We start from the raw sequence: 18,267 nt of genomic DNA on the forward strand, positions 1-18,267 counted from the left end.
GTCCTCCCTGCGGGGGAGCGGGACGGGACTGATGTCGTAGCCGAGGTCGACGATGGCACGCAGCAGGTATGCGCCGAGGCGGCGGAGAAGGTCCACGCCAGAGACCTTGACACCGGTCGATGCAGCGGCGATGCGGTCGTGGCTGCCGCGGGGCTCCAGCGGTGCTCCAGCGATGCTCCAGCGAAACTGTGCGGAAGATCCACCCGGCTCGATCACGCTGGGCGATGTCGCGTCCGCGGGTCACCGCGGCGCGTTCCCGCCGGCATCGAGGACAGGACTTTTCCGATATGCGACACACCCTGGCGGCCGCCGCCACCGCGCTCGCCCTGTTAGCCGTCACCGGATGCGGGTCGACCACCGCGTCCGGGGAGCCCGCCGCCGGGGACGGCACGCCGGCGGCCGGCGGGACGTTCAACTACGCGATCGACTCCGAACCCAGCTGCCTCGACCCGCATGTGAGCCTGGCGGACGCGACCGCGTTCATCACCCGCGGCGTGGTGGACTCCCTCGTCGTGCAGGACGCCGACGGCAGCTTCAAGCCGTGGCTGGCGAAGTCGTGGAAGGTCTCCGACGACCTGAAGACGTACACCTTCGACCTGCGCACCGACGTGACGTTCCACGACGGCACGAAGTTCGACGCGGCGGCGGTCAAGGCGAACTTCGACCGGATCGTGGCCAAGGAAACCAAGTCGCAGTACGCCAGCACGCTGATCGGCCCGTACACCGGCACCACCGTCATCGACGAGCACACCGCGGAAGTGAAGTTCAGCGCGCCGTTCCAGCCGTTCCTGCAGGCGGCGAGCACCGCATATCTGGGCATCCAGTCGCCGAAGGCGTTCACCGACTACGCCGGCGCGCTCTGCGAGCACGTGGTCGGCTCCGGGCCGTTCGTGTTCACCAGCCACACCCGGCAGCAGAACGTGACCCTGACCCGCAGCGCCACCTACACCTCGGCGCCGCCGACCGCGAAACACACCGGGCCCGCGCACCTCGACAAGGTCGTCATCCGGTTCCTGTCCGAGAGCGCGACCCGCCTCGGCACCCTCACCAGCGGCGAGGTGCAGGGCATCAGCGCCGTGCCGGTGCCCAACGTCGCCACGGTACAGGCCAACACGGCGCTGCAACTGGTGCGCACCGACGCACAGGGCGCCGTCTACACCCTCTACCCGAACACGTCACGGGCGCCGTTCGACGACGAGAAGGTCCGCCGCGCGTTCCAGCAGGCTCTCGACGTCGACACCCTCGTCAAGAGTGTCTACTTCGGACAGTACAAGCGGGCGTGGAGCGTCCTGTCGCCGAACACGAAGTACTACGAGCCGGCGCTGGAGCAGAAGACGAAGTTCGACGAGGCGGCCGCGAACACGCTCCTCGACGAGGCCGGCTGGACCACCCGCGACACCGACGGCTACCGCACGAAGAACGGCAAGCGGCTCGCCGTCGTCTGGCCGTACACCCAGCAGCAGGCCGCCGTGCAGCAGCGCGGCACGTTCGCCCAGGCGGTGCAGGCGGCGGAGAAGAAGATCGGCATCGAGGTCGTGCGCACCAGCGTGCAGACCGCCGAACTATTCGGCCTCGTCGCGAAGGCCCAGTACGACATCTTCGACGAGAGCTGGACCCGCGCCGACCCGGACCTGCTGCGCATCTTCTTCGCCTCCACCAGCAAGCCGCTCACCGGCCAGAACATCTCGTGGGTCAACGACGCCACCGTCGACGGCTGGGTCAACGGCGCCGCCGCCACCGCGGATGACGCCAAGCGCAAGGACGCCTACAGCAAGACGCAGGCGTGGGTGCAGGAGCACGCCGCCGCGTTCCCCGTCTACGTTCCCGCGTACCTGCTGGCCGCGTCGACGAAGGTGCACGGCCTGCGCTCCGACCCGGCCTCGTTCCCGCTGCTCTACGATGTCTGGCTGACGAAATGACCCGGGTGCGGTGGCTGCTGCGCCGGCTCGCCGGTGGGATCGGCGTGCTCCTCGGCGCCGCCACCGTCACCTTCCTCGCAATGGAACTCATCCCCGGTGACCCGGCGCGCGCCCTGGTGGGCAGCGCGCCGGCAACACCGCAGACCATGGACCTGATCCGGCACGAGATGGGCCTCGACCTGCCACTGCCGGTGCGATACCTGCACTACCTGGAGCGGCTCGCCACAGGTGACCTCGGCCGGTCGTACCAGTTGCAGCAGCCGGTCAGCACGATCATCGGCGAGCAGGTGTGGCCGACGGTGCAGCTGGCACTCGCCGCGACGGTCCTCGCCTTCGCCGGCGCGGTCCTCGTCGCCACGCTCACCGCCGGCCGGTGGCGGGCCGCCCGCGCCGCCGCCCAGGCGGTCGAGCTGGTCGCGGTCTCCACCCCGAGCTTCTGGCTCGGGCTGCTGCTGCTGTCGGTGTTCGCGTTCCGGCTGCGGCTGGTGCCGGTCGGCGTCGACCAGGGCCCGGCGGCGCTGATCCTGCCGGCCGTCACCCTCGCCGTGCCGGTCGGCGCGATCCTCACCCAGGTGCTGCGCGACGGGATGGAAGGCGCGCTGCGGCAACCGTTCGTGGTGTCGGTGCGGGCCCGCGGCGTCAGCGAGTTCGCGGTCCGCGCCCGGCACGTGCTGCGGCACGGGCTCAGCCCGGCGGTGACGCTGTCGGGCTGGCTCGTCGGGCACCTGCTCGGCGGCGCCGTGCTCGTCGAGACCGTCTTCGCCCGGCCCGGGCTCGGCCGGGTCACGCTCGCCGCCATCAGCAGCCGCGACTTCCCGGTCGTCATCGCCATGGTGCTGTTCGTCGCGCTCGTCTTCGTGCTTGTCAGCACGCTCGTCGACGGCCTGTACCGCGTCATCGACCCACGGCTGCGAGGTGCCGCGTGACCGATCTGGCGGCAACCACCCGGCGCGTCCCTCGCGTTCCCACCGCTGGGGTCGTCGCCGCCGGGATCGTCCTGACGGCACTGGTCGTCGCGGTGCTCGTGCCCGACGTCATCAGTGCGGGTCCTGACGAGGTCGACCCGCTCATCGCGCTGCGCGCGCCGGACGCCACCCACTGGTTCGGCACCGACCAGCTCGGCCGCGACGTCTACACCCGCATCGTGCACGGCGCCCGCATCTCGCTGGTCACCGGCGTCGCCGCCACGGTCCTCGGCGTCGTCGCCGGCACGGTCCTGGGTTTGGTGTCCGCGCTCGGCGGCCGGCTCGTCGACGAGGCCCTCATGCGCGCCGTCGACGTGCTGCTCGCCCTGCCCGGCATCCTGCTCGCGCTGCTCGTCATCGCGGTGCTCGGCCCCGGCCCGGTCAGCGAGCTCGTCGCGATCGCGTTCGCCGCCGTCCCCGGCTACGCCAGGATGGTCCGCGGCCAGGCGCTGTCGGTGCGGCAGGCCGACTACGTCACCAGCGCCGTCGCGATCGGCGTCCGCCCGCTCCCGCTGGTCCTGCGGCACGTGCTGCCCAACTCGCTCGGCCCGGTGCTGGTCCTGGCGACACTCGGCACCGGCAGCGCCATCATCATCGGCTCGTCGCTGAGCTTCCTCGGCCTCGGCCCGCGCCAGCCGACCCCGGAATGGGGCGCGATGCTCGCCGACGGCCGCGACTTCCTGTCCACCGCCTGGTGGGTCGGGGTGTTCCCGGGCCTGGCCATCACCGTGACCGTCGTCGCGGTGACCGTGCTCGGCCGCCGCTGGCAACGACGATTCGAGGGACTGCGATGACCCTGCTCCGGGTCGAGGACCTGCGCGTGACCTTCCACAGTGGACGCCGCCGGGTCGACGCGGTCCGGGGCGTGTCGCTGGAGGTCGCGGCGGGCGAGTGCCTCGCCGTCGTCGGCGAGTCCGGCTCCGGCAAGAGCGTCACCGCCCGCACGCTGGTCGGGCTCACCGGCCCGGGCGCCCGCGTCGAGGCGGGCCGGCTCGAGTTCGCCGGCCGCGACCTGCGCCGGCTGGGGCCGCGCGGCTGGCGGGACGTCCGGGGACGGGGGATCGGCCTGGTCCTGCAGGACGCGCTGGTCTCCCTCGACCCGCTGCGGACCGTCGGCGCCGAGATCGCCGAGGCGCTGGCCTCGTCGCGAAGTTCCCGTCGGGCCCGGGTCGTGGAGCTGCTCGCCGAGGTGGGGGTGCCGGAGCCGGCGCAGCGCGCCCGGCAGCACCCGCATGAGCTGTCCGGCGGGCTGCGGCAGCGGGCCCTGATCGCCTCCGCCATCGCGGCCGGCCCGTCGCTGCTGGTCGCCGACGAGCCGACCACCGCCCTCGACGTCACCGTCCAGGCGCAGATCCTCGCGCTGCTGGCCCAGCGCAAGGCGAGCGGCACCGCCCTGCTGCTGATCAGCCACGACCTCGCCGTCGTCGCCGGCCTCGCGGACCGCACGGCGGTGATGCGCGACGGCCTGATCGTCGAGTCCGGCCCGACCGCGCAGGTGCTCACCGACCCGCAGCACCCTTACACCCGCCAGTTGCTCGCCGCCGTCCCCGGCGCGCACCCGCGCGGCACCCGGCTGTCCGGGCCGCATCAGCGCACCGCGGTCACGGTTGCGCCGGCGGTACCGCGGCAGCCTCCCGCATCGCCCGTGCCCGTGCTGCAGGCGCAGTCCGTCGGGAAGCGTTTCCGGCTGCCCGGCGGGGGATTCCGCGACGCGGTGCGCGACGTGTCGCTGACCCTCGCCGCGGGGGAGATCCTCGGCCTGGTCGGCGAATCCGGCTCGGGCAAGAGCACCGTCGCCCGGATCGTGCTCGGCCTGCTCACCCCGGACGCCGGCACCGTGCTGCTGCACGGCCGCCCGTGGAGCGCCCTGCGCGAACGCGACCGCCGGCCGTTGCGACGCAGCATCGGCGTCGTGTTCCAGGACCCGCTGAGCTCGTTCGACCCTCGCCACCCCGTGCGGCGCATCGTCGCCGAGCCGCTCGACGTCATCGGCCACCCCCGCGCCGACCGCCGCCGCGTGCTGGAGCTGCTCGACCAGGTCGGCCTGGGCGCCGCGGTGCTGGACCGGCGCCCGGTCGAGCTGTCCGGCGGCCAACGCCAGCGGGTCGCCATCGCCCGCGCCCTCGCACCCGGCCCGGCGCTGCTGGTCTGCGACGAACCCGTCTCCGCCCTCGACGTGTCGATCCAGGCCCAGGTGCTGGACCTGCTCACCGACCTGCGGGCAGAGCTCGGCGTGGCGATGCTGTTCATCTCACACGACCTCGGCGTGGTGCACCACCTCAGCGACCGCGTCGCCGTCATGCGCGACGGCGCGCTCGTGGAGGTGGGCCCGGTCGAGGCCGTGTTCGCGGCGCCGCAGCACCCGTACACCCGCGAACTGCTCGCCGCAGTCCCGCGCCTGGAGGTCACGGCGCGACCGGACGTCAGGGAAGGCACGACGGCAATCGTCAGCGTCCCGCGTTGACCGTTGTCAAGACAGCAAATGCCTCTCGCGGTCCGATCTGAGTCACCGGAGTCTGGCCTTCGCCCGGTGCTCGGCAATCAGCCTCGCGGCCAACTCGATCGCGACATCCTTACCGTGAGCAGTGACCGCTGCTGGCGTGATCGCGTCTTCCGCAACCGGGCGGACATGCCGCGGCATGCCATGTCCGATCTGAGCAAGCCATCTGGCTGGCACGGTCGGACCATCACGGGAACGAGCCTTCTAGCTGCTCCCTCTGGGTCGGCAGCGAACACCGCAGCCCACTCCGGCCGCGGGAAGCGGGCCGACAGGTAGTCAGGTGACAGAGTCGCGATCAGCCGGTCTGACGACTGCAGCGCCTTCTGCATCTCGATCACGAAGTTGCTTCCCGGCCGGAAGTCCCATGCCTGGATCACGACCGAGTACCCGGCCTCCTCCAGAACGTGGGCGATCCACACCGCCCACTCCTCGTCGGCGGAGGTGTAAGAGATGAAGAAGTCTTTGCGTGCGCTGTCCACGGAGCAAGCCTAGGTCACCTGATCGACATTCCTGCCGAGCCTTACGACGCCCGAGGAGCCGCGAAGATGTCGAAAATCCAGCTGACCCGGGACCGCGTGCGCGGTTGCATGGGCAGTGGCCTCCGGCGGTCAGATGCGGCATGGTTCGCTCAGGACGCGGCGGATGCGGCCGAGGTCCAGGTCGATCGAGAACCGGGACGGCACGTGCACCGGCGGGGCGTCCAGGGCCGGGTCGAACGACAATACCGCCTGGTGCAGCCGGCGCAGCGCCGGTGACGGCTCCAGGCCTAGTTCGTCGGACAGCACGGTCCGCAGGCGGGTGAAGACCTCCAGGGCGTGCACCTGCCGGCCGGAGCGGTACAGCGCCAGCATCAGGTGTGCGTGCAGGTTCTCGTGCACGGGGTGCCGCTCGACCAGGGCGCTGAGCTCGCCGATCAGCTCCTGGTGCCGGCCGAGGCGCAGGTCGACCTCGATCCGGCGTTCGATGGTGCTCAGCCTGCTCTCCTCCAGCGACGCCAGCCACGTGCGCAGCACCGGGCCGGGCTGCACGTCGACGAGTGCCGGGCCGCGCCAGACGGCGAGGGCGTCGCGCAGGGCCGCCGCGGCGACCGGGTCGTCGCCGTCGCTGAGGGCCTGCCGGCTGTCGCGGAGGCGGTCCTCGAACATGTCGACGTCCAGCTCGCCCTGCCGGGACACGAACAGGTAGCCACGGTCGCGGGTGATGAGCCGTCCCGCGCATCCCGTGCCGGTGGCGTGGTCGGATTCGCGGCCCAGCCGCAGCGCGCGGCGCAGCTGCATGATGTACGTGTGCAGCGTCGACACGGCGCTGGCCGGTGGGTTGTATTCCCACAGCTCCTCGATGCACTGGCTCACCGGCACCACCTGGTTGGCGTTGAGCAGCAGCAGGGCGAGCAGCTGACGTTGCTTCGGTGCGGTCGGCACCCGGATCGCCTCGTCAGCGCACAGCAGGAGCGGGCCAAGAATTCCCAGTTTCACGGTGTCTCCTATCGGATTAATAGGATTTTGGTCCGACTTCGCCGCTTGCTTCATTGCGAGGATTGGGCGCGGTCGACTGATCAAGTATTGCCGCTTACATTGAAGCTTATCGTAGGGAAAAGAAGCGGTCAAGGTGCCGGAAACGAGCTATCGGCGGCCTTTTGCACGCGTATGAGCAGGCGGAACCCGATATGCGCGGAGAAACAGATCGGTCGCGTCGGCGCAGATCTCGTCGATTTCCCAGGGCGCCAATGGCAGCGTGCCATATTTCGAACGTTGCTGTCCCTCATACGTGAGCTGGGACACGAAGTGCGCCGCGGCGCGGTCCGGCCGGTCGGCGCTCAGCACGCCCTGGGCCGTCAGCACGGCGACCCGCTGGATCAGCCAGCCCAGCAGCTTCGGGCCCGACTGCGGCTCGTCGGCGCCGCACGAGCGGTGCAGCTGCGGGTGGTGCGCCACCTCGGCGATGATCAGCCGCCGCAGCGCCGACACCTCCGGGTCCAGCGTCGCGGCCACGAACTGCCGCCCGAGCCGCAACAGGTCCTGCTCCAGCGCGTCAGGGTCGACGAGCAGTGTCTCGTCGAGCTCCGTGTCGCGGTCGGCGCCGGTGCGCGCCTCGTCGACCACCGCGACGAACAGCCGTTCCTTGTCGCCGAAGTGGTTGTAGATGGTCTGCTTCGACACGCCCGCCTCGGCCGCGACCGTGTCGAGACTGGCCCGCTCGTAGCCGGCGGCGATGAAGATCCGGGTCGCCGCCCGCATGATCGCGGTGCGCTTGCCGGGCAGTCCCCGGGGTGCGCCGGAGGGCAGCGTCGCGGGTTCCGTCGTCGTCGTGCTCGCCACCCGCATCACCCTCCCGCTCCCTGCCGGTCATACTAGACGGTACAGTCCAGACCTGCTACCAGTCCAGACCGCCATGCACGTCCACGACGCTGCCGTTGACGTAGGCGGCGCCCGCACCGGCCAGGAACACCGCGACGGCGGCCACCTCCTCGCCGCTGCCGGGGCGGCCCGACGCCAGCCGCGGGCCGTATTTCGCCCAGACCGCCGCGTTGCCGATGAGCTGCGCACCCATGCCCTCGGCGATGATGCCGGGGGACAGGCAGTTCACGGTGATCCCGTGCGGCGCCAGTTCCACCGCCGCGGTGCGGGTCAGCGCCTCGATCGCCGCCTTCGACGCGCTGTAGGCGGCGGCGCCCGGGGTCGCGCGGGTCGCGAGGGCCGAGGACAGCGTCAGGATCCGCCCGCCGCCGGCCCGCTTGAGCGCCGGCACCGCCGCCTGGATGGTGTGGAAGGTGCCGGCCACGTTGGTGCTCAGCACCTCCGCGAACGCCGCCGGCGCCAGCCCCGCGACCGGCCCCGGCCGGCTCACCCCCGCGTTCGCCACCACGACGTCGACGCGGCCCAGCCGGGCCTCGACCCGGTCGAACAGCGCCCGCACCGACTCCGGGTCCGTCACGTCCACCTGCTCGTCCGGCGGCTGCGCGGACCGGGCCGCGGCCACCACCGTCGCTCCCTGTGCGGCGAGGGCCGCCACGATCGTCCTGCCGATGCCCCGGGTGCCCCCGGTCACCACCGCCACCCGTCCTGTCAGACTCATGCCGACAGCCTCCGCACCGGTGCTACACAACACCTGGAGCCCGTCTCCAGCCCGGTCGTGGTCGGTGCTCCATCGATCACTGTCAGCGTTGCAGCATGGCAGATGCGAGGCGGGACCGGCGCCGGGTGGCGATCACCGGCATCGGCGTGGTGGCCCCGGGCGGGATCGGCACGAAGGCGTTCTGGGCGTTGCTCACCAGCGGGCGGACGGCGACCCGGACGATCACCGCGTTCGACGCCGGGGCGTTCCGCTCCAGGGTCGCCGCGGAGTGCGACTTCGACCCGGTCGTCGCCGGGCTGACCCAGCAGGAGATCCGCCGGATGGACCGGGCGGCGCAGTTCGCCGTCGTCGCCGCCCGCGAGGCTCTCACCGACAGCGGGCTGGACTTCGACAACCGCGACCCGAGCCGGACCGCGACCGTCATCGGCAGCGCTGTCGGCGCGACCACCAGCCTCGAACGCGAGTACGCCGTGGTCAGCGACGCCGGCCGGCACTGGCACGTCGACCCGCGGTACGCGGTGCCGCACCTCTACGACTACCTGGTGCCGAGCTCCCTGGCGGCCGAGGTCGCCTGGGTGGCCGGCGCCGAGGGACCGGCCGCGGTCGTGTCGACCGGCTGCACGTCGGGCCTCGACGCGCTCGGCCACGCCGCCGACCTGATCCGTGAGGGCTCCGCCGACGTGGTCGTGGCCGGTGCGACCGACGCGCCGATCTCCCCGATCACGGTCGCCTGCTTCGACGCCATCAAGGCGACCACGGCCCGCAACGACGACCCGGAGCACGCGTCCCGGCCGTTCGACCGCAGCCGCGACGGGTTCGTGCTCGGCGAGGGCTCCGCCGTGTTCGTCCTGGAGGAGCTGACCGCCGCCCGGGCCCGCGGTGCCCGCGTCTACGCCGAGATCGCCGGGTTCGCCGGTCGCTGCAACGCCTTCCACATGACCGGCCTGCGCCCCGACGGGGTCGAGATGGCCGAGGCGATCCGGGTCGCGCTGGACGAGGCCCGGCTCGACCCGACGGCCGTGGACTACCTCAACGCGCACGGCTCCGGCACCAAGCAGAACGACCGGCACGAGACCGCCGCGGCGAAGCTCAGCCTCGGCGCGCACGCCTACCGAACCCCGGTCAGCTCGATCAAGTCGATGGTCGGGCACTCGCTCGGCGCGATCGGCTCCATCGAGATCGCCGCGAGTGCCCTGGCGATCGAGCACGGCGTCATCCCGCCGACGGCGAACCTGCACGAACCCGATCCGGAGTGCGACCTGGACTACGTGCCGCTGCACGCCCGTGAGCAGCGCACCGACACGGTCCTGTCGGTCGGCAGCGGTTTCGGTGGTTTCCAGAGCGCGATGGTACTGGTGCGGCCATGACCACAGTCATCACCGGGCTCGGTGTGGTTGCCCCGAACGGGTTCGGGACCGAGGAGTACTGGAAGGCGACCCTCGAAGGGCGCGGCGGCATCGGGCGGATCACCCGCTTCGACCCGGAGCGGTACCCGGCCCGGCTGGCCGGCGAGATCCGCGGCTTCGAGCCGCGCCGGCACCTGCCGAGCCGCCTGCTGCCGCAGACCGACCACATGACCCGCCTCGCGCTCGTCGCCGCCGAGCTCGCCCTCGCCGATGCCGGTCTCGACCCGGCCGCCCTGCCCGCGTACTCCGCCGGCGTGGTCACCGCCAGCGCCTCCGGCGGCTTCGAGTTCGGCCAGCGGGAGCTGGAGAAGCTCTGGAGCCTCGGCGGCGAGCACGTCAGCGCCTACCAGTCCTTCGCCTGGTTCTACGCCGTCAACACCGGGCAGATCTCGATCCGGCACGGGCTGCGCGGCCCGAGCGGCGTCATCGTCACCGAGCAGGCCGGCGGCCTCGACGCGCTGGCGCAGGCCCGCCGGCACATCCGCAAAGGCATCCCGGTCGTGCTGTCCGGCGGCGTCGACAGCGCGCTGTGCCCGTGGGGCTGGATCGCGCAGGTCGCCAACGGCCGCGTCGCCACCGGCGACGACCCGGGCACCGCGTTCCGGCCGTTTCACCGCGACGCCGCCGGCTACGTGCCCGGCGAGGGCGGCGCCATCCTCGTCGTCGAGGACGCGGCCGCCGCGGCCGCTCGCGGCGCCGGCCCGGTCGCGATCGTCGGCGGGTACGCCGCGACGTTCGACCCGCCGCAGGGCAGCGACCGGCCCGGCACGCTGCGCCGCGCGATCGAGAACGCGCTCGCGGACGCCGGTACCGCCGCCGCTGACGTCGACGTCGTCTTCGCCGACGCCGCCGGGGTGCCCGCGCTGGACCGGGTCGAGGCGGCGGCGCTGGTCGCGGTGTTCGGCCCGCGCGGGGTGCCGGTGACCGCGCCGAAGACGATGACCGGCCGGCTCGCCTCCGGCGGCGCCGCGCTCGACGTCGCCACGGCCGCCCTCGCGCTGCGCGACGGCGTCGTCCCGCCGACCGTCAACGTCGGCACCCCCGCCCACGAACTGGACCTGGTCACCGCGGTGCGCCCGGCGCGGCTGCGCACCGCCCTGGTCCTCGCCCGCGGCTACGGCGGCTTCAACGCGGCCGTCGTGCTGCACCACCCGGACACCGCCCCGGACACCGCACAACGAGAAGGAGCAGCAGCATGAGCAGCAGCGAGCCGACCGCCGTCCTGACCGTCGACGAGGTCCGCCGGGTCCTGCGCGAGGTCGCCGGCGAGGACGAGACCGGCGGTCTCGACGGTGACATCGGCGCCGTGCCGTTCGCCGACCTCGGCTACGACTCCCTGGCTCTGCTGGAGCTCGCCGGCCGGGTCGAACGCGACTACCGGGTCCGGCTCGCCGACGACACCGTGGTGCAGGCCCGCACCCCCGACGAGTTCGTCGGCCTCGTGAACCAGGCCGTCCACCAGGCACAGGTCGTCGTGCCGTGAGGTTCGCCCTGTGCGCCGGCTGCCGGACCCCGCTGCGTCGGCCCGGACCCGCCCGCACCCTGCAACGCCCGTCCGCTGCCGGAGTGCACCACGCCTGGTCGACGCGCACCCGGCGACCCGCCGGGCAGGCCCAGCGCCCGGTCGCCCGACTGCTGACCGCTGCCACTGAGGAGGAGCAATGACCGACACACCGACCGGTACCCGGCACGCGCTGGTCACCGGGGCCACCAGCGGCATCGGCTTCGCCGTCGTCCGGGCCCTCGCCGGCGCCGGTCTCGGCGTGTACCTGTGCGCCAGGGACCCCGACGCCGTCGCGCTCACCGTCAAGGAACTGCGCGACGAGGGCCTTGACGTCGACGGGCAGGCGGCCGACGTGCGCGACCCCGGGCAGATCCGGGCCCTCGTCGCCGGTGCCGTGCAACGCTTCGGCCCGATCGACGTCCTGGTCAACAACGCCGGGCGCAGCGGCGGCGGGGTCACCGCGAACATCGCCGACGAGCTGTGGGACGACGTCATCGCCACAAACCTCACCGCCGTGTTCCACGTGACCCGGGAGGTGCTCACCAGCGGCGGGCTCGACGGGCGGGCCGGCGGGCGCATCGTCAACATCGCCTCCACCGGCGGCAAGCAGGGGGTCGTGCTCGGCGCGCCGTACTCGGCCTCCAAGCACGGCGTCATCGGCTTCACCAAGGCGCTCGGCCTGGAACTGGCCCGCACCGGCGTGACCGTCAACGCGGTCTGCCCCGGCTACGTCGAGACCCCGATGGCGCAGCGGGTCCGGGCCGGCTACGCCGCGGCGTGGCAGACCTCGGAGGACGAGGTGCTGGACCGTTTCCAGGCGAAGATCCCGCTCGGCCGCTACTCGACGCCCGAGGAGGTCGCCGCGCTCGTCGGGTACCTCGTCACCCCCGCCGCCGACCCCATCACCGCGCAGGCGATCAACGTCTGCGGCGGCCTCGGCAACTACTAGAGACCCGGCAACTACGAGATTCGAGGACTGGCAATGGTTTCGCAGCACGCAGTACACGACATCACCGTCGCCGCACCACCCGACCGGGTCTACGCACTGCTCGCCGACGCCGCCGGGTGGCCGGCGCTCTTCCCGCCGACCGTCCACGCCGAGGTGACACCCACCGGCGAGGGCAGCGAACGGCTGCACCTGTGGGCGACCGCGAACGGTGCGGTGAAGGCGTGGACCTCGCTGCGCACCCTGGACCCCGCGGCCCGCAGGATCACGTTCCGCCAGGAGGTGTCGGCGCCGCCGGTTGCCGCGATGGGCGGCGAGTGGCGGGTCGAGGAGCTCCCCGGCGGGCAGAGCCGGGTCCGGCTGACCCACGAGTACCAGGCCATCGATGCCGACCCGACCGGCCTGGCCTGGATCGAGGAGGCGATCGAACGCAACAGCGGCGCCGAGCTCGCCGCGCTGCGGGCCGGCGCCGAACGCTCCGACCCTTCCCTGGACTTCACCTTCGACGACACCGTCGAGTTCGCCGGCTCCGCGCAGGACGCACACGCGTTCATCTGGGACGCGCAACACTGGCCGGACCGGCTGCCGCACGTGCTGAGCGTCGAGCTGGGCGAGGAGCCGGTGGGCGTGCAGCACCTGAGGATGGAGACGCTCGCGAAGGACGGCTCCAGCCACACCACCGCGTCGATCAGGGTGCTGTTGCCGGACCTGCGCATCGTGTACAAGCAGTCGCAGCCGCCGGCGCTGCTCAGTGTCCACACCGGACGGTGGACGTTCGAGGAGCGCGACGGCCTGGTGCGGGCCACCTCACGGCACCGGGTCGTGCTGCGGCCCGAGGCGGTCGAGCGGGTCCTGGGCGCCGGCAAGACCGTCGCCGACGCGCGCACGTTCGTGCGGGAGGCGCTCGGCGCCAACAGCCTCGCCACGCTGCGCCACGCCGCCGGGGTGACCGCATGACCGTCGCCGTCGACACCGGGCTGTATCAGCGGGTGCAGCAGTTCTACGCGGTGCAGATGCGGCTGCTGGACGAGGGCCGCGCCGAGGAGTGGGCGGCGACGTTCACCGAGGACGGCGAGTTCGGCCAGGACCGCCGGCCCGAGCCGAGGCGGGGCCGGGCCGAGATCGGCGGGCGGCTGCGCACGGCCGCGGACGCCCTCGCCGCCCGTGGCGTGCTGCGCCGGCACTGGCTCGGCATGCTCGCCGTCGACCCGCAGCCGGACGGCACGGTGCTGACCCGGTACTACGCGCTGGTCATCGAGACCCCGCAGGGCGGGCCGTCGGCGCTGCACCTGAGCACCGCCGTCGACGACGTGCTCGTCCCGGACGGCGACGCGTTCCTGGTCCGCCGCCGGTACGTCGTGCACGACGGCTGGACCCCGTGAGCCTGGACGCCTTCTACGTGCGGCAGCTGCACCTGCTCAACGCCGGGGAGGTGGACGCGTGGGCGGCCACCTTCACCGGCGAGGCGGTCTTCACCCAGGTGGCGCCCGGCGGGCGGACGTTCGCCGGCGGGGCGCCCGCGCAGCGGCGGGGCCGGGAGGCGATCGCCGGCGCCCTGCGGGCCGCAGTGGCGAAGCGGGCCGGGATCCGGGTGGTCCGCCGGTACTGGCTGGGCATGCTCACCGCCGAACCCGCGCCGGACGGCGCGCTGCGGACCCGGTTCGCCGCCTTCAACGTCGAGACCCCGGCCGGTGGTCGCCCGGTCATCCACAACAGCACCACGGGGGAGGACCTGCTCGTGCCGGCGCCGGGCGGCTGGCTGGTCGCCACCCGGCGGATCACCCACGACGCCGTGGGCTGAGCACGCCTCAGATCGGCAGGGCCTTCTTGCCGATGCCCTTGATCGAGGCGCGGGCCTTCTTGCCCGGGCTCAGCAGGACGAAACAGCGCAGGTTCCGGTCGCCGGCCTCCCACTGCAAGTCGTCCACGCCGTCCCAGGCGACCCCGAACTCCGGGCGGGCGTCCATCTCGGACTCGGTGAGACCCAGATACGCGGCACCCAACGTCCAGCAGCGGTCGAGCATCGTCTTGCGGATGGCGTCGGCGGCAGGCTCCGGGCCACCGGCGGTGCCGACCTGGGCGGTGCCGATGAACTCGGCCTCATGCGGCCGCGTGCAGTCGATCGGGGTCAGCCCGTTGACGTCGTCCCACCAGCCCTCGGCGTCCTTGGTGCCGTCGACCTCCAGGCACCGGATCGCGTTCGGTGCGCTGCCGGCCAGCGTGCCCTTCACCGGCGCGGAGCCGAACGACATCTTGCCGTAGGCGTCGTTCAACGTGAAGATCGAACAGACGTAGGAGCGCAGCCCGCCCCGCCACGTCGCCTGGTTCGGCATCTGCACGTTGATGCCGAACATGCCGGTGTGCCAGTCGCCGCCGAGGTACTCGTTGGCGCCCTTGTCACAGGCCGCATACGCGGCCCGGAGCCCGTCGCTGCCGATCCCCGGCGGCTCGGACCCCTGCGCCGCGTTGCCCTCCACGGTGCCGATCAGGGCCACCTCGAGGGTGTGCCCGCGGTCGCACTCGATCGGGGTGGCCCGCACGAAGGTCGGGTCCCACGCCGGTTTCGTCGGGCTGTCCAGGCACATCCCGACGCTCGGCACGTCGAACTTCGGCGCCGTGAGGGCCTGCCAGTCGTCGACCAGGTCGCCGTCGGAGCCCGGTGGGCGCAGGGCACAGCCTGAAACGCCGAGCAACACACCGGTGAGCACGACGGCGATCGCCGCGCGGACACGCATCATCATCGATTCCCGAGCCCCCATGAGACTCCACCGGACCGTGGAGATGATGACTGTCTTCGCACGCGCGCGTTGTCAACCGCCGTACGGGTCGATGCCGCTGACTACGCGGCGCAAGGCAGGGGGCCGCCGTGCCAGGTGACCATCTCGGCGAAGACCGGCGCGGACGGCAGGTAGGTGCCGGCGGGCGCGCCGGTGCGTTCGGCGTAGGCGCGGTGCAGGTTGGCGACGAGGCGTTCCGGCTCGCCCCAGCCGGCGAAGTCGCCGAGGTCGGCGTCCAGGGCCGCGGCCAGCGGGGTCAGGCCGGCGGCGAGGCCCCGCTCGGCGAGGTCGTCGAGCCAGCGCAGGTAGGCGGTGGTCGCCTCGATGGCCTCCGGGCCGGCGACCGGGCCGTGCCCGCCGACGACGACCTCGGGCTCCAGCGCGGCCAGGGCGGCGACCGCGTGCAGGCTGCCGTGCACCGATCCCATGAGCACGAACGGGGTGTGCCCGGGCATCACGATGTCGCCGGTGAACAGGACCCGCTGCGCGGGCAGCCACGCCACCACGTCGCCGTTGGTGTGCGCCGGGCCGGGGTGCCACAGCCGCACCTCGGACCGTCCGACGTGGACGGTGAGCCGCTCGGTGAACGTCAGGTCCGGCAGGACGAGGGGCTGCTCGCCCCAGTCGACGTCCGGCCACACGTGCCGCAGCGCGGTGCCGCGGGCCGCCATGTCGTGGCGGGTCGCGGCGTGGGTGACGACGGTCGCGGGCGGGGCGAAGACGGCGTTGCCGAGGGTGTGGTCGCCGTGGTGGTGGGTGTTGACGACGACGCCGGGTGGCCGCGGGGTGATGCCCCGGACGGCGTCGCGCAGGGCGAGGGCACGGGCGTGGGTGGCGGCGGTGTCCACCAGCAGCGCGGCGTCGCCGTCGTGGACCAGTCCGGCGTTGTTGACGCACCAGCCGCCGTCGGGCTGCACGTAGGCGTACACCCCGTCGCCGATCTCCCGCAGCCGGCCGTCGCTGCTCATGCCGGCCCGGTGCCGGCGGAGACGACCTGGCAGACGTGGGGCTCGCCGGTGGACACGGTGGAGACCCGCAGCGCGGTGCGGAACGCCTCCTGTGATGTCGCGGTCCGGAACGCGGCGAGGTCGCGCCACTCGGCGATGTTGACGTAGACGGCCGGGTCGGTGGTGGAGCGGACGAGCTGGTACCGGACCAGCCCCGGCTGGGCGCGGAAGAACGCGGCGACGTCGGCGTAGATCCGTTCGAGGTCCTCGGCCGGGCCGGTGAGCCGCAACGTGTTGACGAACACGACGGTGGTCATGGCCAAACCCTGGACCGCCCCGCTCCAGTCGCCCTGGAGTCGCGGTGCACTGTGCTTGCCCTACTAGACTCATAGGTCTAACGTTGTGGACTAGGTAGTCCAACTCGAACCACAGGGAGTGAGAATGGCAGTCACCGAGGCGTCGGCCCCGACGGGGGAGACCGGGCGCCGGGGACCCGACTGGGCCGTGCTGTCGCTGCTGTGCCTGGGGCAGGTGATGGTGGTGCTGGACGTGTCGATCGTCAACGTCGCGCTGCCCGCCATCCGGGCCGACCTCGGCTTCAGCGACTCCGGCCTGCAGTGGGTCGTCAACGCCTACACGCTGACCTTCGCCGGCTTCCTCCTGCTCGGCGGCCGGGCCGCGGACCTGTTCGGCCGCCGCCGCATGTTCATCACCGGCCTGGTGGTGTTCACCGCGGCGAGCCTCGTCGGCGGCCTCGCCCAGGACGAGCTCACCCTGGTCATCGCCCGCGGCGCGCAGGGGCTCGGCGGCGCGATCCTGTCCCCGGCCACCCTCACCCTGCTCACCACCACCTTCGTCGAGGCGCCGAAGCGGGCCAAGGCGATGGCCGCCTGGAGCGCGGTCTCCGGCGGCGGCGCCGCGATCGGCTCGCTGCTCGGCGGCGTGCTCACCGACCTGATCAACTGGCGCTGGATCCTGTTCGTCAACGTGCCGATCGGCATCGCCGCGATCGTCGCGTCGCTGCGGGTGCTGCCGGAGGGGCGCGCCGAGCAGACCGCCGGGCCGCGCCGTCTCGACCTGCTCGGGTCGCTGCTGGTCACCGCCGGTCTCGTCGCCGTCGTGTACGGCACGGTCAACAGCCAGTCGCACGGCTGGGGCGACCCCGTCACCTACGGCCCGCTCGCCGGTGGCGTGCTGCTGCTCGCCTGGTTCGTGCTGCACGAGGCGAAGGTCGCCCCGGCGCCGGTGGTGCCGCTGCGGCTGTTCGCGTCCCGCGGCATTACCGTGGCCAACCTCGTCATGTTCTGGCTCGGCTGCGCCGTCATCGCGCACTTCTTCTTCCTGTCGCTGTACATGCAGAACGTCCTCGCATACGACGCCCTCGCGGCGGGCCTGGCGTTCCTGCCCGGCGCGATCGCGATGACCGCCGGCGCCTACTCGGGACCGGTCCTGCTCAAACGGGTCGGCGTCCGGCCACTGCTCATCGGGGGACCGCTGCTGTCCGGCGTCGGCCTTGCCTGGCTGTCGGTGATCCCGGTCCGCGGTTCGTACGCCGCCGACCTGCTCGTGCCGATGATCCTGGTGACGCTGGGGGCGGGCATCGCGATGACTCCGCTTGCCATCACTGCCACGTCGGGCATCCCCCGGCACGAGGCCGGGCTCGCCTCCGGCGTCATCAACACCACCCGCCAGGTCGGCGGCTCGCTCGGCCTCGCGGTGCTCGCCACGATCGGCGCGACCCGGGCGCAGCACCTCCTGGACACCGGCACCGCACAGGCGGACGCCGTCGTATCCGGATACCGGCTGGCGTTCCTGGTCGGCGCGGCGTTCGCGGTGATCGGCGCGCTCACGTCGATCGCGGCACCCGGCCCGGCTCCGGCACCGCCCGCGGCCCCGGAACCGGCGGCCGCTCCGGCCACCGGCACCACCGCCGTCACGCCCGCCACGGCGAAGTCCGCCCCGTAACGCACCGACGTCAGCGCCGCGCACGACGGCAAGCCCTGCACGACGGCGAGCCAAGCGCTACGGCCGACCAGCACGACAGCGAACCCTGCACCACGGCGAGCCGAGCGCTGCGGCGAACCCTGCGCGACGGTGAACCCTGCGCGACGGTGAACCCTGCACCATCGCGACGCGGCGCGGGGGGGGGCCGGGGGCCCCCGCCCGCCCCCCCGCGGCCGGGACACCCCCACCCCCCACGCAGGGTGGGGGGGGGGGCACGCCCCCCC

Annotated in this window: 19 protein-coding genes; 12 read left to right on the forward strand and 7 right to left on the reverse strand. The window is 72.8% G+C overall.

Translation table 11 applies throughout. The features are described from left to right. Positions 1 to 287 precede the first annotated feature (287 nt). From AB0K00_RS15070 to AB0K00_RS15085, 4 genes are read left to right on the forward strand one after another with little or no spacing between them, the layout of a single operon-like run. Positions 288 to 1,919 (forward strand): ABC transporter substrate-binding protein, encoded by a 1,632-nt coding sequence (locus AB0K00_RS15070; RefSeq protein WP_363520639.1) that lies wholly within the window; start codon positions 288 to 290, stop codon positions 1,917 to 1,919. Then, the gene (locus AB0K00_RS15075) at positions 1,916 to 2,845 is read left to right on the forward strand and encodes an ABC transporter permease (protein WP_363520642.1); all 930 of its coding nucleotides are present in this window, start codon (positions 1,916 to 1,918) and stop codon (positions 2,843 to 2,845) included. The genes AB0K00_RS15070 and AB0K00_RS15075 overlap by 4 nt, the downstream gene beginning before the upstream one ends. Then, positions 2,842 to 3,678: an ABC transporter permease gene (locus AB0K00_RS15080; protein WP_363520643.1), complete on the forward strand. Its 837-nt coding sequence runs from the start codon at positions 2,842 to 2,844 to the stop codon at positions 3,676 to 3,678. Before AB0K00_RS15075 ends, AB0K00_RS15080 begins: the two co-directional genes overlap by 4 nt. After that, positions 3,675 to 5,348: an ABC transporter ATP-binding protein gene (locus AB0K00_RS15085; protein WP_363520645.1), complete on the forward strand. Its 1,674-nt coding sequence runs from the start codon at positions 3,675 to 3,677 to the stop codon at positions 5,346 to 5,348. Before AB0K00_RS15080 ends, AB0K00_RS15085 begins: the two co-directional genes overlap by 4 nt. Positions 5,349 to 5,425: 77 nt before the next feature. Here AB0K00_RS15085 and AB0K00_RS15090 read toward each other — a convergent pair whose 3' ends face one another. The 4 genes from AB0K00_RS15090 to AB0K00_RS15105 form a co-directional block, all read right to left on the reverse strand. After that, positions 5,426 to 5,863, reverse strand: coding sequence for a toll/interleukin-1 receptor domain-containing protein (locus tag AB0K00_RS15090; RefSeq protein ID WP_363520647.1), 438 nt, complete (start codon positions 5,861 to 5,863; stop codon positions 5,426 to 5,428). A 129-nt stretch (positions 5,864 to 5,992) separates the two neighbouring features. After that, complete coding sequence (locus tag AB0K00_RS15095; protein ID WP_363520650.1) at positions 5,993 to 6,859, reverse strand: AfsR/SARP family transcriptional regulator; 867 nt, start codon at positions 6,857 to 6,859, stop codon at positions 5,993 to 5,995. Positions 6,860 to 7,006: 147 nt separating this feature from the next. Beyond that, positions 7,007 to 7,702 (reverse strand): TetR/AcrR family transcriptional regulator, encoded by a 696-nt coding sequence (locus AB0K00_RS15100; RefSeq protein ID WP_363520653.1) that lies wholly within the window; start codon positions 7,700 to 7,702, stop codon positions 7,007 to 7,009. 55 nt (positions 7,703 to 7,757) lie between these two features. Then, positions 7,758 to 8,459 carry an SDR family NAD(P)-dependent oxidoreductase gene (locus AB0K00_RS15105; protein ID WP_363520655.1) on the reverse strand — a complete coding sequence of 234 codons (702 nt, stop codon included), beginning with the start codon at positions 8,457 to 8,459 and terminating at the stop codon, positions 7,758 to 7,760. Positions 8,460 to 8,554: 95 nt separating this feature from the next. On the opposite strand from AB0K00_RS15105, the gene AB0K00_RS15110 reads away from it, so the two are divergent. From AB0K00_RS15110 to AB0K00_RS15140, 7 genes are all read left to right on the forward strand, one after another. Then, positions 8,555 to 9,826, forward strand: coding sequence for a beta-ketoacyl-[acyl-carrier-protein] synthase family protein (locus AB0K00_RS15110; protein ID WP_363520658.1), 1,272 nt, complete (start codon positions 8,555 to 8,557; stop codon positions 9,824 to 9,826). Further along, positions 9,823 to 11,064 (forward strand): ketosynthase chain-length factor, encoded by a 1,242-nt coding sequence (locus AB0K00_RS15115; RefSeq protein WP_363520660.1) that lies wholly within the window; start codon positions 9,823 to 9,825, stop codon positions 11,062 to 11,064. The genes AB0K00_RS15110 and AB0K00_RS15115 overlap by 4 nt, the downstream gene beginning before the upstream one ends. Beyond that, positions 11,061 to 11,348 (forward strand): acyl carrier protein, encoded by a 288-nt coding sequence (locus tag AB0K00_RS15120; RefSeq protein ID WP_363520663.1) that lies wholly within the window; start codon positions 11,061 to 11,063, stop codon positions 11,346 to 11,348. Before AB0K00_RS15115 ends, AB0K00_RS15120 begins: the two co-directional genes overlap by 4 nt. A gap of 178 nt (positions 11,349 to 11,526) precedes the next feature. After that, positions 11,527 to 12,318, forward strand: a complete 792-nt coding sequence (locus AB0K00_RS15125; RefSeq protein ID WP_363520666.1) for an SDR family NAD(P)-dependent oxidoreductase — start codon at positions 11,527 to 11,529, stop codon at positions 12,316 to 12,318. Positions 12,319 to 12,351: 33 nt separating this feature from the next. Then, positions 12,352 to 13,272 carry an aromatase/cyclase gene (locus tag AB0K00_RS15130; RefSeq protein ID WP_363520669.1) on the forward strand — a complete coding sequence of 307 codons (921 nt, stop codon included), beginning with the start codon at positions 12,352 to 12,354 and terminating at the stop codon, positions 13,270 to 13,272. Further along, complete coding sequence (locus AB0K00_RS15135; protein ID WP_363520672.1) at positions 13,269 to 13,697, forward strand: nuclear transport factor 2 family protein; 429 nt, start codon at positions 13,269 to 13,271, stop codon at positions 13,695 to 13,697. Before AB0K00_RS15130 ends, AB0K00_RS15135 begins: the two co-directional genes overlap by 4 nt. Beyond that, positions 13,694 to 14,116, forward strand: coding sequence for a nuclear transport factor 2 family protein (locus AB0K00_RS15140; protein ID WP_363520675.1), 423 nt, complete (start codon positions 13,694 to 13,696; stop codon positions 14,114 to 14,116). Before AB0K00_RS15135 ends, AB0K00_RS15140 begins: the two co-directional genes overlap by 4 nt. A gap of 7 nt (positions 14,117 to 14,123) precedes the next feature. On the opposite strand, the gene AB0K00_RS15145 is transcribed toward AB0K00_RS15140, so the two are convergent. The 3 genes from AB0K00_RS15145 to AB0K00_RS15155 form a co-directional block, all read right to left on the reverse strand. Then, on the reverse strand, positions 14,124 to 15,074 hold the full coding sequence (locus AB0K00_RS15145; protein WP_363520677.1) for a septum formation family protein: 951 nt from the start codon (positions 15,072 to 15,074) through the stop codon (positions 14,124 to 14,126). An 80-nt stretch (positions 15,075 to 15,154) separates the two neighbouring features. Next, positions 15,155 to 16,060 carry an MBL fold metallo-hydrolase gene (locus AB0K00_RS15150; RefSeq protein WP_363520680.1) on the reverse strand — a complete coding sequence of 302 codons (906 nt, stop codon included), beginning with the start codon at positions 16,058 to 16,060 and terminating at the stop codon, positions 15,155 to 15,157. Beyond that, the gene (locus AB0K00_RS15155; RefSeq protein WP_363520683.1) at positions 16,057 to 16,356 is read right to left on the reverse strand and encodes an antibiotic biosynthesis monooxygenase family protein; all 300 of its coding nucleotides are present in this window, start codon (positions 16,354 to 16,356) and stop codon (positions 16,057 to 16,059) included. Before AB0K00_RS15155 ends, AB0K00_RS15150 begins: the two co-directional genes overlap by 4 nt. Before the next feature lie 124 nt (positions 16,357 to 16,480). On the opposite strand from AB0K00_RS15155, the gene AB0K00_RS15160 reads away from it, so the two are divergent. Next, the gene (locus AB0K00_RS15160) at positions 16,481 to 18,004 is read left to right on the forward strand and encodes an MFS transporter (protein WP_363520685.1); all 1,524 of its coding nucleotides are present in this window, start codon (positions 16,481 to 16,483) and stop codon (positions 18,002 to 18,004) included. The last annotated feature ends 263 nt before the right edge of the window (positions 18,005 to 18,267 follow it).

The organism is Dactylosporangium sp. NPDC049525 (genome assembly GCF_040676755.1).
Lineage (GTDB): Bacteria > Actinomycetota > Actinomycetes > Mycobacteriales > Micromonosporaceae > Dactylosporangium.